This is a genomic window from Polymorphospora sp. A560 (assembly GCF_045781765.1).
GTDB lineage: Bacteria > Actinomycetota > Actinomycetes > Mycobacteriales > Micromonosporaceae > Polymorphospora > Polymorphospora lycopeni.
Genome location: NZ_CP122282.1, coordinates 3,595,485 through 3,607,960 on the forward strand (window position 1 = coordinate 3,595,485; position 12,476 = coordinate 3,607,960).

General features: G+C 68.1%; 11 protein-coding genes and 1 pseudogene. 9 read left to right on the forward strand and 3 right to left on the reverse strand.

From position 1 onward, the window contains the following. Positions 1-18 precede the first annotated feature (18 nt). From QCD66_RS16220 to QCD66_RS16235, 4 genes are read left to right on the forward strand one after another with little or no spacing between them, the layout of a single operon-like run. Positions 19-915: an ABC transporter ATP-binding protein gene (locus QCD66_RS16220; RefSeq protein ID WP_357538637.1), complete on the forward strand. Its 897-nt coding sequence runs from the start codon at positions 19-21 to the stop codon at positions 913-915. Next, complete coding sequence (locus QCD66_RS16225; RefSeq protein WP_344142592.1) at positions 912-1,661, forward strand: ABC transporter permease; 750 nt, start codon at positions 912-914, stop codon at positions 1,659-1,661. Before QCD66_RS16220 ends, QCD66_RS16225 begins: the two co-directional genes overlap by 4 nt. A gap of 24 nt (positions 1,662-1,685) precedes the next feature. Further along, entirely contained in the window at positions 1,686-2,840 is a 1,155-nt protein-coding gene (locus QCD66_RS16230) for a histidine kinase (protein WP_364220505.1), read from the forward strand. After that, positions 2,837-3,493, forward strand: a complete 657-nt coding sequence (locus QCD66_RS16235; protein WP_364220502.1) for a response regulator transcription factor — start codon at positions 2,837-2,839, stop codon at positions 3,491-3,493. Before QCD66_RS16230 ends, QCD66_RS16235 begins: the two co-directional genes overlap by 4 nt. 213 nt (positions 3,494-3,706) lie before the next feature. Here the strand turns inward: QCD66_RS16235 and QCD66_RS16240 are convergent, their stop codons facing one another. Continuing rightward, positions 3,707-4,324, reverse strand: a complete 618-nt coding sequence (locus QCD66_RS16240) for a DinB family protein (RefSeq protein WP_375733807.1) — start codon at positions 4,322-4,324, stop codon at positions 3,707-3,709. Positions 4,325-4,731: 407 nt separating this feature from the next. On the opposite strand from QCD66_RS16240, the gene QCD66_RS16245 reads away from it, so the two are divergent. Then, a complete protein-coding gene (locus tag QCD66_RS16245) occupies positions 4,732-7,446 on the forward strand; it encodes a DNRLRE domain-containing protein (protein WP_407567184.1) in 2,715 nt (904 codons plus the stop codon). On the opposite strand, the gene QCD66_RS16250 is transcribed toward QCD66_RS16245, so the two are convergent. Then, complete coding sequence (locus QCD66_RS16250) at positions 7,443-7,793, reverse strand: hypothetical protein (RefSeq protein ID WP_407566987.1); 351 nt, start codon at positions 7,791-7,793, stop codon at positions 7,443-7,445. The genes QCD66_RS16245 and QCD66_RS16250 overlap by 4 nt on opposite strands. A 104-nt stretch (positions 7,794-7,897) precedes the next feature. Between QCD66_RS16250 and QCD66_RS16255 the strand changes: the two genes are divergently transcribed. Beyond that, positions 7,898-9,016: an IS630 family transposase gene (locus QCD66_RS16255; RefSeq protein WP_375737351.1), complete on the forward strand. Its 1,119-nt coding sequence runs from the start codon at positions 7,898-7,900 to the stop codon at positions 9,014-9,016. 221 nt (positions 9,017-9,237) lie between these two features. On the opposite strand, the pseudogene QCD66_RS16260 reads toward QCD66_RS16255, so the two are convergent. After that, positions 9,238-9,585 (reverse strand): annotated as a pseudogene (locus QCD66_RS16260) (transposase); the annotation flags it as partial. A gap of 264 nt (positions 9,586-9,849) precedes the next feature. Between QCD66_RS16260 and QCD66_RS16265 the strand changes: the two are divergent. The 3 genes from QCD66_RS16265 to QCD66_RS16275 are packed head-to-tail and all read left to right on the forward strand — an operon-like array spanning position 9,850 to position 12,196. Beyond that, positions 9,850-10,698: an IS5 family transposase gene (locus QCD66_RS16265; RefSeq protein WP_407567250.1), complete on the forward strand. Its 849-nt coding sequence runs from the start codon at positions 9,850-9,852 to the stop codon at positions 10,696-10,698. Between the two features lie 50 nt (positions 10,699-10,748). Next, positions 10,749-11,192 (forward strand): hypothetical protein, encoded by a 444-nt coding sequence (locus tag QCD66_RS16270; RefSeq protein WP_407566786.1) that lies wholly within the window; start codon positions 10,749-10,751, stop codon positions 11,190-11,192. 5 nt (positions 11,193-11,197) lie between these two features. Beyond that, positions 11,198-12,196: an IS3 family transposase gene (locus QCD66_RS16275; RefSeq protein ID WP_407566942.1), complete on the forward strand. Its 999-nt coding sequence runs from the start codon at positions 11,198-11,200 to the stop codon at positions 12,194-12,196. The last annotated feature ends 280 nt before the right edge of the window (positions 12,197-12,476 follow it).

A 12,476-nucleotide genomic window follows, 5' to 3' on the forward strand; every position in this document is an offset into this window, starting at 1 on the left:
GACCCTAACGTGGTGAGCATGATTCAGGTACGCGAAGTAACCAAGCGGTACGGCGCGAAGACGGTCGTTGACCACCTGTCGTTCACCGCGAAGCCCGGTCAGGTCACCGGGTTCCTCGGCCCCAACGGCGCCGGCAAGTCGACGACCATGCGGATGATCGTCGGCCTCACTGCGCCGACCTCCGGTGACGTGCTGGTCAACGGCAAGCCGTACGTGTCGTCGAAGGCCCCGCTGCGCGAGATCGGCGTGCTGCTCGAAGCCAAGGCCGTGCACCCCGGCCGCACGGCGGTCAGCCACCTGCTCGCCCTGGCCCGCACGCACGGCATCCCGCGTTCGCGCGTCGACGAGGTGCTCGACCTGGCCGGCCTCTCGGCCGTCGCCCACAAGCGGGTCGGCGCCTTCTCCCTCGGCATGGGCCAGCGGCTCGGCATCGCCGCCGCGCTGCTCGGCGACCCGGCCGTGGTGATGCTCGACGAGCCGGTCAACGGACTCGACCCGGAGGGTGTCCTCTGGGTGCGCAACCTGCTCACCGGCCTGGCCGCCGAGGGCCGCACCGTGATGCTGTCCTCGCACCTGATGAGCGAGGTCTCGCTGATCGCGGACCACCTGGTCATCGTCGGCCGGGGCAAACTGCTGGCCGACACCACCGTAGCCAACTTCGTGACCACCGAAGGCGTCCGGGTCGTCACCGCCGTCCCCGACGCGCTGCGCGCGGTGATCACCGGCCCGGGCGTCACTCTCACCTCGACCGGCGCCGAGGAACTGTTCGTCACCGGCGCCACCGCCCGCGAGATCGGGCTGGCCGCGGCCACCCGTGGCATCCCCCTGTTCGAGCTCACCCCACAGAACGCCTCCCTCGAAGAGGCGTTCATGGACCTGACCCGCGACGCTGTCGAATACGAGGCCGCCCGATGAAGATCACTGCTGGTGGCGTCGTCGCCGCCGAATGGACCAAGTTCTCCTCGCTGCGCTCCACCTGGATCACGACCGGCATCTCGGCCGTCCTCCTGATCGCCTTCGGCATGATCGCCTCGGCTTCCTTCTCGGGCGACGGCATGACCCCGATCGACCTGGCCCTGTCCGGCAGCATCCTGGCCGCCCTGTCCGTCGGCGCGCTCGGCGCGCTGCTGGGGGCGAGCGAATACACCACCGGCATGATCCGGGCGACCCTCGCCGCGGTGCCACGCCGATTGCCGGTGCTGTGGTCGAAGAGCCTGGTGGCCGGGGCAGCCGCCTTCGTCACGATGACCGCAGCCGCCTTCGCCGCCTTCGCACTGGGGTCGGCCGTGCTCAACGACAAGGTCGGCGGCCTGGGCCTCGGAGACGACGGCGTGCTTCGCACCCTTCTCGGCGCCGGCCTCTATCTGGCCCTGGTCGCGGTGCTCGGCGTCGCCCTCGGCATGCTCGTACGCTCCAGCGCGGGCGCCATCACGATCCTGGCCGGCGTGCTGCTCATCGTGCCCGGTCTGGCCGTGCTGCTGCCGGCCTCGATCTCCGAGGCCATCACCCCGTACCTGCCGAGCAACGCGGGCAGCGCCGTGATGGCACTGACCCCCGCGGACGGCACCCTGGCGCCGTGGACCGGTCTCGTGGTCTTCGCCGGATATGTGATCGTGACACTCGCCGCGGCGGCGTACGGGCTCAAGAAGACCGACGCTTAACGGCGCGCAGGGGAGAATCGGCTGATGAGCACGCAGGGATGGCTGGTGGACCGGCAGGCACGGCTGCGGGCCTTCGACCGCCGCCGCCCGTGGGTCATGGACACCTTGGTGGCCGTACCGATCGTGCTCTTCAGCATTCCAGACCTGATCGAGAAGCCCTTATCGGCGACGATCGCAACGCTGGTCCTGCTGCCGGCGCTGTACTGGCGGCGGCGGTATCCGTTTCCCGCGTTCCTGGTCACCGCGGCCATCGAAACAGTCGAGGCATTGCTGGACGTCGGTGTCGGCGCCGGAGTGATCCTGCTCGTGATGCTCTTCGGGGTGGCCTCCCGCGGTTCAGGGCGGGCGCTGGCTTGGGCGTCCGGGATCACCCTCGGGCTACTGACAGCCCAGATCTACCTTTTCGGACCGGCCACTGAGAACCGCACCCTCACGTTGTTCCTCGCCCTCGGCCTGACGGTGGCTGCGACCGCGTCCGGTGTAGCGGTGCGCACCCGCCGGGCGTACCTCGTCGCTCTGGAGGACCGCGCCGCCCGCCTGGAGGTCGAGCGGGACCAGCGGGCCCGCCTCGCCGTCGCCGACGAGCGGGCCCGGGTGGCCCGCGAGATGCACGACATCGTCGGCCACCACGTGTCAGTGATCGTGGGCCTGGCCGACGGAGGCGCCGCCCTCGCGACATCGCGGGGAGAGCAGACCGCCGAGCCGCTCCGGCTGATCGGGGACACCGGCCGGCAGGCGCTGTCCGAGCTGCGCCGCGTGCTGGGCGTACTGCGCGAGGAAGACGCCGACCCTCACCTGAGTCCTCAGCCCGGCATCGACGACCTCGACCGGCTGCTGCCCAGCGTACGGGCCGCCGGGCTGCCGGTCACCTACTCCACCTCCGGCGAGCTGCACACCCTCGGCAAGGGCGTGCAGCTCGCGGTCTACCGCATCGTTCAGGAAGCGCTCACCAACACCCTGAAACATGCGGGGCGCAGCGCGTCCGCGACGGTCACTCTCACCGCCCGCGACGGAGAGGTACGGGTACGCGTTCGCGACAACGGCCGTGGCGCACCGGCCGCACCGAGCCACGGCCTGCTCGGCATGCGCGAACGCGCCGCCATGTACGGCGGTGTGGTGACCGCCGGCCCGGCCGGGAACGGCTGGCTCGTCGACGTCGTCCTCAAGGAGCCCTCGTGACCACCGTCCTGATCGCCGACGACCAGCCGCTGCAGCGCATGGGCTTCAAGATGCTGCTCGAGGGCACCCCCGGCATGACCGTGGTGGGCGAGGCCGCCACCGGCGCCGAGGCGGTGCGGATGGCCGAACAGGCCCGGCCCGATGTGGTGCTGATGGACGTGCGCATGCCCGGCATGGACGGCATCGAGGCCACCCGCCGCATCACCGCGGCCGGCTCCCGCAGCCACGTGCTGATCCTGACCACATTCGACCTGGACGAATACGTCTACGCCGGGCTACGAGCCGGGGCTAGCGGCTTCCTGCTCAAGGACGCCCGCCCCGAGGAGTTGCTCGCCGGCATCCGAGCCGTCGCCAGCGGAGACTCGGTGGTGGCGCCCAGCCTGACCCGCAAGCTGATGGACGCCTACCTGCAAGACGCGGCACCGACAGCCGGCACCGATCCCCGGCTGGCCACGCTGAGCGAGCGTGAGCGGGAGGTCCTCGAGGCGATCGGGCAGGGCGCCACCAACACCGAGATCGCCGAACGCTTGAGCCTCACCGAGTCAACGGTGAAGAAGCACGTCGGACGCGTCCTGGCCAAGATCGGCGCACGGGACCGGATCCAGGCCGTCATCTTCGCGTACGACAACGGCCTGGTCCAACCACGCACCTGAGCACCCGGCGGGCGGCCGTCAGCCGGGCTCGGCCGCCCAGTCGAGGTCGCGTTGCGGAAGTTGCCCGGTGGTCAGGAATGTGGTCACCGAGTCGTTCGCGAACCCTCGGGAATTGCATCGGATGGGCTCGGTCCCTCGTGAGCTGCTAGCTCTGGAGCCTACGGCCGCGACGATGACCGCCCTCACGGGCGAACCTCCACGAGATCCGGATTCTCACGGCGCCACCGCGCAATCCGCGTCGGATAGGTCGGCATGATGCGAGCCGCCGGCCGCTTCCCGCGCAGCCCGCTCGATCTTCGCCCAGTACGCCTCCCGGGCCGCCGTGTCGATCTGCTCCTCGTACTCAGCCCTCACCCCGGTCCGGCCATCGAGCTGCTCACGCAGGATGTCAGCGTGTCCGGCATGCCGGGCGGTCTCCTGAAGGACGTGGACCATGATGTTGAACAGCTTGACGTCCGGCCGCGACCACCACGGCACGTGGCCGGGCGCGTCGATGGGAAGCTCTTCGATCGTCACGTCCGCATGCCCCCAGGCACGCTGATAGAAGTCGAGGATCTGCTCGCGGGTCTCGTCCGGGGTCACCCACAGGTCGCTGCCGTCCGCGTCCTGCCATCGCCCCAGCGGCTCCGGGTACGGGCGGCCGAAGACCTCACCGAAATACCAGGCCTCCAGGGTCGCCAGGTGCTTCACCAGGCCGAGGAGGTTGGTCCCCGTCGCTGTCAAGGGACGCCGGACGTCGTACTCGGACAGGCCCTCGACCTTCCAGACCAGCGTCTGACGTGTCCGCCTGAGCTGGCCGTGCAGATGGCCCTTAGCGAAATCCTCGATCATGGAACATGAGCTTGCCATCCGACGGCAAGGGGAGCAGCCCCGGACCTCACCGCGCCGTGGTTCGTAACTCGCCGACACGAATCCGACGACGATCTTGCAGTGCCAGGCCCGAGGTTCAACTTGTGTCCGAAGCCGCGCAGATAGCCATACGACAGGATTCGGGCAGCCGACGTCACCATCTGACATCGTCGGAGCCCTGCTGGCGCTGGCTCCCGGTACGGTGCCTGACGGGGAACTGGTCGGATATTGGGCAATAGTTCTTCTGGTCGCATTTGTATAGGTGCCTGAGAGTGATCATGGTGGGTGATGCCTGATTTGTGATTGCGGAATGTAGTCGCTATTTACACGGCGCGTATCGATCTTTAGAGTCGCTGGGAATGTTTTGACCGCGATCACGGGGGTTCTCGGTGCTGGGTCGGCTGTCGTCATGTTGTCCGAAGTGGCCGTTCGGGATGGTGGTCCTGGCCCTTGTTGTTGCTGGTTTGTCGTTGCCGTCGGCTGCTGCGGTCGCGGCGCCGCCGGTCCCGGCGCCCGATGCGTCGGGCCAGTCGCAGACTCCGCTCGACGAGCTGGACGAGGCGTCGGCGATGGCGTTGGCGTACCGGACTCGTCAGCCGGTCGAGGTGACGGCGGTGACGTCGGGGATTTCGCGGGTGTGGGCGTTGCCGGACGGGACGTTTAGGGCGGAGCAGCATCTGGCGCCGGTGCGGGCGCGTGACGCGTCTGGTGACTGGGTCGATGTGGATCTGACGTTGGAGGTCAAGCCGGACGGCAGTGTGGGGCCGAAGGCGCATGCCCATCATCTGCGGTTGTCGGGTGCGCGTGGGGTGGAGTCGGATTCGCTGGTGGAGTTGGGCACCGGGGTCGATGCGAGTGAGTTGGGGTGGCGGGGTGTGTTGCCGGCGCCGGTCCTCGATGGGCAGAAGGCGACCTATGCCGAGGTGAAGCCTGGTGTGGATCTGGTGGTCGAGGTTGGTAGGAGTGGTTACGAGTACTACTTCCTGGTGAAGAACGCGGTCGCGGCGGGGAGCATGTCGTCGATCGCGATGCCGTGGCGTACCGGGGACGGGGCGGTGCCGGAGTCGGCTTCGGGGGCGGGGTTGCGGTTGCGGACGGCGTCGCAGTCGTCGGTGGTGGTGTCGCAGGCGCGGATGTGGGATGCGCGGGTGGCGCCGGAACTGTCGGACCACGTGTATGCGGCGGACGTGGATGTGTCGATGGTGCCGAACGGGTCGGATACAGATCTGGTGCTGACACCGGACGAGTCGTTCTTCGACGATCCACTGGTGGAGTATCCGGTCACGATCGATCCATCGGTCCACCTGAACCCGGCGTTCGACGCGTTCGTGCAGAACACGTACTCCAGCGACGAGTCCAAGGCCAAGGAGTTGAGGCTGGGTTACAGCAACGACGCCCTCCGGGGTTGCGCCAGCCCATGCCGGGCCAGGTCGTTTCTCAGCTTCCACAATCTTGGCGGCTACTGGGGGGCGACGGTGGTGTCGGCAAGCCTGCACCTGTGGCCCACGCATTCGTGGTCGTGCACGAAGGCGGGCTGGGAGGCGTGGCGTACGGATTTCGTGAACCACACGGTGCGGTGGAACAGTTGGCCGGCGTGGCGGGAGTTGGACGGCACCTCGGATGAGACCAGGGGCTACTCGTCGACCTGTGCCTCTCGATACGTCGAGATATCGGTGAAGAAGACGTTCCAGCACAGCTTCAACACCCAGTCGCACACCGCGAACGTCGGTCTGAGGGCTACGAACGAGAACCATCACAACGGATGGAAGAAGTTCAACTCATCGGAGGCGTCGTCGAACACGCCGTACGTGGAGTTGGTGTACAACCGGACCCCGAACGTGCCGACCGGGTTGGCGATCGATTCGTGTTACACGTCGTGTGCCTCGCCGGCAGCGGTGCGGTCGGGTACGCCCCAGATCAGGGCGACGGTCTCCGACCCCGACGGCGGGGTGCTGCGCGCTGAGTACGAGGTGTTCAACAGCGCCGGGACCACGCGTCTGGCGGCGTCCGGTAGCACGGTGACCGGTGTGTCGTCCGGGTCGGCGCGTTGGTGGCGGATCGTGCCGTCGGCGGGTGGGGCGTTACCGACGGGGACGTACCAGTGGCGGGCGAGGGCCTGCGACAGTTGGACCTGTGGCGCCTACTCGGGCTGGTTCGTGTTCGAGGTGGTTCCCGACGACCTGACCCTGCCGACCGTTTCGGCCACCCCGTACGCGGAGACCTCGGCCGGCACCTGGAACGGCGGGCCTGGGCAGGCGGGCACGTTCACGTTCGGGCCGAACAGCGGTTCCAACGTGACGGAGTACGTCTACCAACTCAACGGCGGCAACGCCGTCACCGTCGCGGCGGGTACCCCGCAGGCCGAACAGCTTTCGGCCAACCAGCAGCAGGTCTCCACCGGCGTGACCGGCTTCGACCCGGTCAACGTGGCCCTGGCACGCAACACGAGCCTGGGCCACGGCTCCACCGACTCGTTGTCGCTCACCCCACTGGCGTCGGGCGGGAACCCCGGCGGTGCGGTCGGTGACACCTACGCCACGGTCGGCGGCGACTACGGCGGCATGCGCGTCGGCATGCAGGCCGGGAAACGGTACCTAATCTCCGGCTGGGTCTACGTTCCCGCCGCGACGGGCCTGAACCCGTCCGGAGCGACCGGCGCCAGCCGCGGCCTACGTCTGGTCGCCTTCTACGGCGTTGGTACGACGTTCACCGAGATCGCCTCCCCGAAAGCCTCCATCACCAACGGATGGCAGCGGCTCTCGGTCGCGATGACCGTCCCGTCGTCGGCGACCGACGCGTTCATCCGCCTGTACAACGGGTTCAACATTGGCTCCGGCAAGACCGTGTACTGGGACGACCTGTCGGTCCGTGAGGTTGTCGGCACCACCACGGTCGAGTCGGTCACCCCCACCCGTGACGGCCTCAACGTGCTGTCCGTACAGTCCCGCAACTCCGTCGGAGTGAGTTCGGACCCGAAGATCTACCGGTTCCTGGTCGCTCCAAGCAGCGGTGCCTGGCACTGGCACCTGGACGACAACACCGGAAGTGTCGCGGCCTCGGTTCCCGACACCCGCCCGGCAACGCTAAGTGCCTCTCGTCGTTAATTCGTCGGGGGTTGTGTCCAGGCGGTGGGGTCGTTGAGGTAGAGGCCGCAGGCGCAGTCGAGGGCTTCTTCGGGGCTGCCGGCGTGCAGTCCGTTGGGCAGGACGAAGTCTTGGTAGGCGTCGCGGCTGGCGAGGTAGATCGCGAAGCCCCACCTGCTGGCGGAGCCGCCGTAGCGGAGCCGGCACAGCGGCAGGGTGGTGCCGTCGGCGAGCCGCCCGTCGACGTAGGCGAAGATGCCGTGATACCGCACGGGCACGGCTGTGAGGGCGGGCCAGCGGGTGCGGGCGTGTGCGCTCAGGCGTTGACGCAGGCTGGTCTTGGTCGACTCGGGTGGGGGCTTGGCCACGACTGCCATCCTGCCCCACCCCCTGTGCCGTCGTGTCGGTGCTGGCGCCGTGGCGGTGCGGGTGGCACAACGTTGCGGTGCCTCCGTCATCCCCGTACCCGATCATGCTCGACGCTGCCGAGCGTGTCGTCCTGCAGGCGCTGGCCCGCCGGCCTACGACCTCCTACCGGCTGGTGGTGCGGGCTCGTATCGTGCTGGCCGCAGCCGATGGTGCCAGCAACACTGTGATCGCCGCCGATCAGCGGGTGCACGTGGATACGGTGCGTAAATGGCGGGTGCGGTTCTACCAGCGGCGGCTGGACGGGTTGGCCGACGCGCCGCGTCCTGGCCGGCCGCGCAGGTTCAGCGACGTGCAGGCCGCGCAGGTCAAAGCCCTCGCGTGTGAGTTGCCGGCCGAGCGTGGCGTGCCACTGTCCCGGTGGAGCGCCGCTGATCTGGCCGACGAAGCGGTGGCCGCCGGTGTCGTGGAGGACATCTCGGCGGCGACGGTGACGCGCTGGCTGGCCGCCGATGCGATCAAGCCCTGGCGGCACCGGTCGTGGATCTTCCCCCGGGACCCACAGTTCGCCGTCAAGGCCAGCAGGGTGCTGGACCTGTACGCCCGCATATGGGATGGGAGCCCGCTGGGCGGGGGCGAGTTCGTCATCAGCGCGGATGAGAAGACCTCGATCCAGGCGCGGTGCCGCTGCCATCCCAGCCTGCCGCCGGGCCGGTCGAGGCTGATGCGTGTCGAGCACGAGTACGAACGCGGCGGCGCCTTGGCGTACTTGGCCGCGTTGGACGTGCATCACGGCAAGGTGTTCGGCCGCTGTGAGCCCTCCACCGGGCTGGTCCCGTTCGCCCGCCTGGTCGAGCAGGTCATGACCAGCCAGCCCTACGCCTCAGCGGATCGGGTGTTCTGGATCGTGGACAACGGATCCTCCCACCGCGGGCAGGCCTCTATCGATCGCCTGACCGAGGCGTGGCCCACCGCGACGCTGGTCCACCTACCGATCCACGCGTCGTGGTTGAACCAGGTTGAGCTGTATTTCTCGATCGTGCAGCGCAAGGTCGTCACGCCGAACGACTTCTACGACCTGGCCGATGTCCAGGACCGGCTCATCGCCTTCCAGGAGCACTACAACCTCGGCGCCCGTCCGTTCAACTGGCGATACACCAAGAGAGACCTCGACGCCCTACTCAAACGACTCGCCGCGCACGAGTTCCTACCTGCCGCCGCGTAACCCCCGACGAATTAACGACGAGAGGCACTTAGGAGGCGTCCAACACCGGTTCCTCGCGTATACCTCTCCGTCTCGCTCACCGGGCCCGCATCATCTGGCAGTACTGACACGTCCCGGCTTCGTCGGGGCCGCTTGCCACCCTCCCCGGCACCTCCCGGATCAGGCTGCCCCCAGCTTCACCGCCCTGCTACGACAGGACGGCGGCGAAGGTCTCTCACCCCCACTCGATCAATCAGCGCCTCACGGCGCACGTGCCACAGGTGCCACCTGTCGGCGACCTGGGCCGCGTCGGGCGGGGCGCGGCGGATGGCCTCGGCGTAGGTGGCGGAGCCGTCGCGGCACACGACCTCGACGCCCGGATGCCCGCGCAGCCACGCTTGCAGGGTGTCGGCGGTGCGGTCGGGCAGCACGTCGATCCGTGCATCTGTCTCGGCGTCGATCACCACGGTGGCATAGCGGTGCCATCGGCGCAGAGCGAAATCGTCGACACCGATCACCCGGGGCGTCCGGCCGGTGGGCAACGGGATACGCAGCAGGGCACGCAGGGCCGTGTGACGGGACAGGCCTACCCCACTTGGTCAAGATGGTGTGAGACACCCCGTGTGAGTGGGGTGCTGACCTGAGTGCCCGTTGAAGAACCAGGTCGGCGTGGCTGGGCTCGGTTGAGGGCGCAGGAATCCGAGTCGATCTCGGTGTGTCGCGCGGACACGTGGTAGGGCCTCCAGGTACGGCTGTGGTTGTCGAAGCCATGCCATCCCGAAGGCCCTACAGTGAGTTTCTACCTGGTCTGCGGCCAGGCCGCCGCCGCGCCCCCCGCCACCGCCCCGGAGCACCTGCCCACGGCCCGTCCACGCCGCTACCCGTCCGACACCACCGACACCGAGTGGCAGCTGATCGCCTCCTACCTGCCCACCGGCGGCACCGGCAATCGCGGCGGCCGCCCGGTCACCTACCCGCGTCGTGACATCGTCGACGCCATCCGCTACCTCGACCACAACAGCTGCGTCTGGCGCGCACTACCGGTCGACTTCCCACCCTGGCCGACCGTCTACCACTACTTCCGCACCTGGACCCGCGACGGCACCCTCACCCGCCTGCACGACGGCCTCCGCGAACAGATCCGCACCGCCGAGGGCCGCAACACCACCCCGTCCGCGGCGATCATGGACTCGCAGTCCGTCCGCGCCGCCGACACCGTCGCCAGGACCAGCCGCGGCTACGACGCCGGCAAAAGAGTCAACGGCCGCAAGCGTCACATCGTCGTGGACACCACCGGCCTGCTCCTGGTCATCCTGGTCACCACCGGCGCCGTGCAGGACCGCCACGCCGCCCGCCTCCTGCTGTGGGCCCTACACGGCTGTTTCACCCGCGTGGCCAGGGTCTGGGCCGACGCCGGCTACGCCGGCCAACTCGTCGACTGGGCCACCGGCACGCTCGGCCTGACCGTCCAGATCGTGCGCAAGCTCGCCGACCAGGTCGGCTTCCAGGTCCTACACCGCAGATGGGTCGTGGAGAGAACACTGTCCTGGATCACCCGCTGCCGCCGCACCGTCCGCGACTACGAACGCCATCCCGCACACCACGCCGCGATGGTCCAATGGGCCATGATCATCGTGATGACCCGACGCCTGGCCAGATACCACCACACCGGCCGACTCCACACCGCCATCCACCCACGCTGACCAGGTTCTTCAACGGGCACTGAGGGCGGGGATCGGAGATCCTTGTGTACGTGTCCACTTCATCTGGCAAGGAGTCGGCGTCCGGTGGCGGGGCTGATCCGGCGCCGAAGCCGTCGCGGCGGGTTTTCAGCCCGGAGTACAAGCTCGCGATGGTCGCCGAGTACGAGAGCGCCGCGAACGGGGAGAAAGGCGCGATCCTGCGCCGGGAGGGCTTGTACTCATCGCACATCATTGAATGGACGCGAGCCCGCGACGCCGGGCAACTCGGCAACGGAGGCGCCGAGAAAACGGACGCCGCCACGACTGTGGCCGGGGCGCGAGTGAAGAAGTCCGCGGAACAGATCGAATTGGAGAAGCTGCGCCGGCAGAACGAGAAACTGCAGGCGGATCTGAAGAAGACCCGTATGGCGTTGGATATTATGGGAAAAGCGCACGCGCTCTTGGAAGAACTCTCCGAGAGCGCGGACGACGACAGCCCGCCGAAGAGATCCTGACCGCCGTGTTCGGCGAGTTGCGCGACGCGGATATCTCGGTGCAGCGGGCGTGCGCGCTGACTGGGACCTCGCGGGCGACCTACTATCGGCGGGCGAAGCCGGTCGGACCGCGGCACGGGCCGTGGCTGCCGCGGACCCCGCCGCCGCAAGCGCTCAGCACGGCCGAACGTGACCGGGTGCTGGCGGTGTTGAACTCGCCGGTATACGCCGACCTGGCGATCCCGCAGGTCTGGGCCCGGGAACTCGATGCGGGCAGGTACCACTGCTCGATGTCCACGATGTATCGCATCGCCCGGGCGGCCGGGCAGAGCCGGGAACGACGCCGGCTGGCGACTCATCCACCCCGGGTGCGTCCAGAGCTGGTCGCGACCGGGCCCGGTCAGGTGTGGTCCTGGGACATCACCGCGTTGAAAGGACCCGTCAAAGGCGTCTGGTACAGATGTTACGTCGTTATTGACATCTACTCACGTTACGTCACCGGCTGGCTCGTCGCCGCCGGTGAGGACGCGATCGTGGCCCGTGACTTCCTGGCCGACGCGATCAGCCGTAACGGGATCGAGCCGCACACCATCCACGCCGACCGTGGCGGCGCCATGGTGTCGAAGCCGGTATCGGAAATGCTCGTCGACCTCGGAGTCCTACGTTCGCATTCCCGGCCTCGGACCTCGAACGACAACCCGTACTCCGAAGCTCAGTTCAAGACGATGAAATACGTGCCGGACTTCCCGGATAGGTTCGGATCCCTCGCTGACGCGAGAGCCTTCTGTGACGCCTTCTTCACCGCCTACAATCACGAGCATCGGCATTCCGGGATCGGCTGGCACACTCCGGCGTCGGTGCACTACGGCACCGCCGAGCAAATCCGTGAGCAACGCCAACGCGCCCTCGACGCGGCCCACGCCGCCCACCCGGACCGGTTCAACCGCCGGCCGCGCGCACCGAAACTGCCCGACCAGGCCTGGATCAACCAGCCGACCCAGAAGGAACAGACCGTCTCAGTTTGACTTGACAACTACCGTACCGCGAGTACCGCCAGCAGACGTGCCCCCGCCCGGCCCGCCACCACCGACTTTGAGACAGGGCCTCGCGAACGGCGTTTCCGGCGATCTGGGTTCGTAGATTTCAGCGATCGGGAAGCGGTTGCTGAAGGTGATGGCGAAGCGTTCAACGCGGGCTTCAACACACCATCGATCGGGTCCTACCTCTGCTGGTGGGACAGAAGACGAGTCGACAGAGAGCTGCCTGGCCGTTTACGCGGCGATGAAAGGCTGGTGGTCAGCGTGG

Coding starts and splice junctions, on each gene's coding strand:
- QCD66_RS16230 (WP_364220505.1), top strand. CDS start 1,686: ATGAGCACGCAGGGATGGCTGGTGGACCGGCAGGCACGGCTGCGGGCC.
- QCD66_RS16240 (WP_375733807.1), bottom strand. CDS start 4,324: ATGATCGAGGATTTCGCTAAGGGCCATCTGCACGGCCAGCTCAGGCGG.
- QCD66_RS16255 (WP_375737351.1), top strand. CDS start 7,898: ATGCTCGACGCTGCCGAGCGTGTCGTCCTGCAGGCGCTGGCCCGCCGG.
- QCD66_RS16220 (WP_357538637.1), top strand. CDS start 19: ATGATTCAGGTACGCGAAGTAACCAAGCGGTACGGCGCGAAGACGGTC.
- QCD66_RS16225 (WP_344142592.1), top strand. CDS start 912: ATGAAGATCACTGCTGGTGGCGTCGTCGCCGCCGAATGGACCAAGTTC.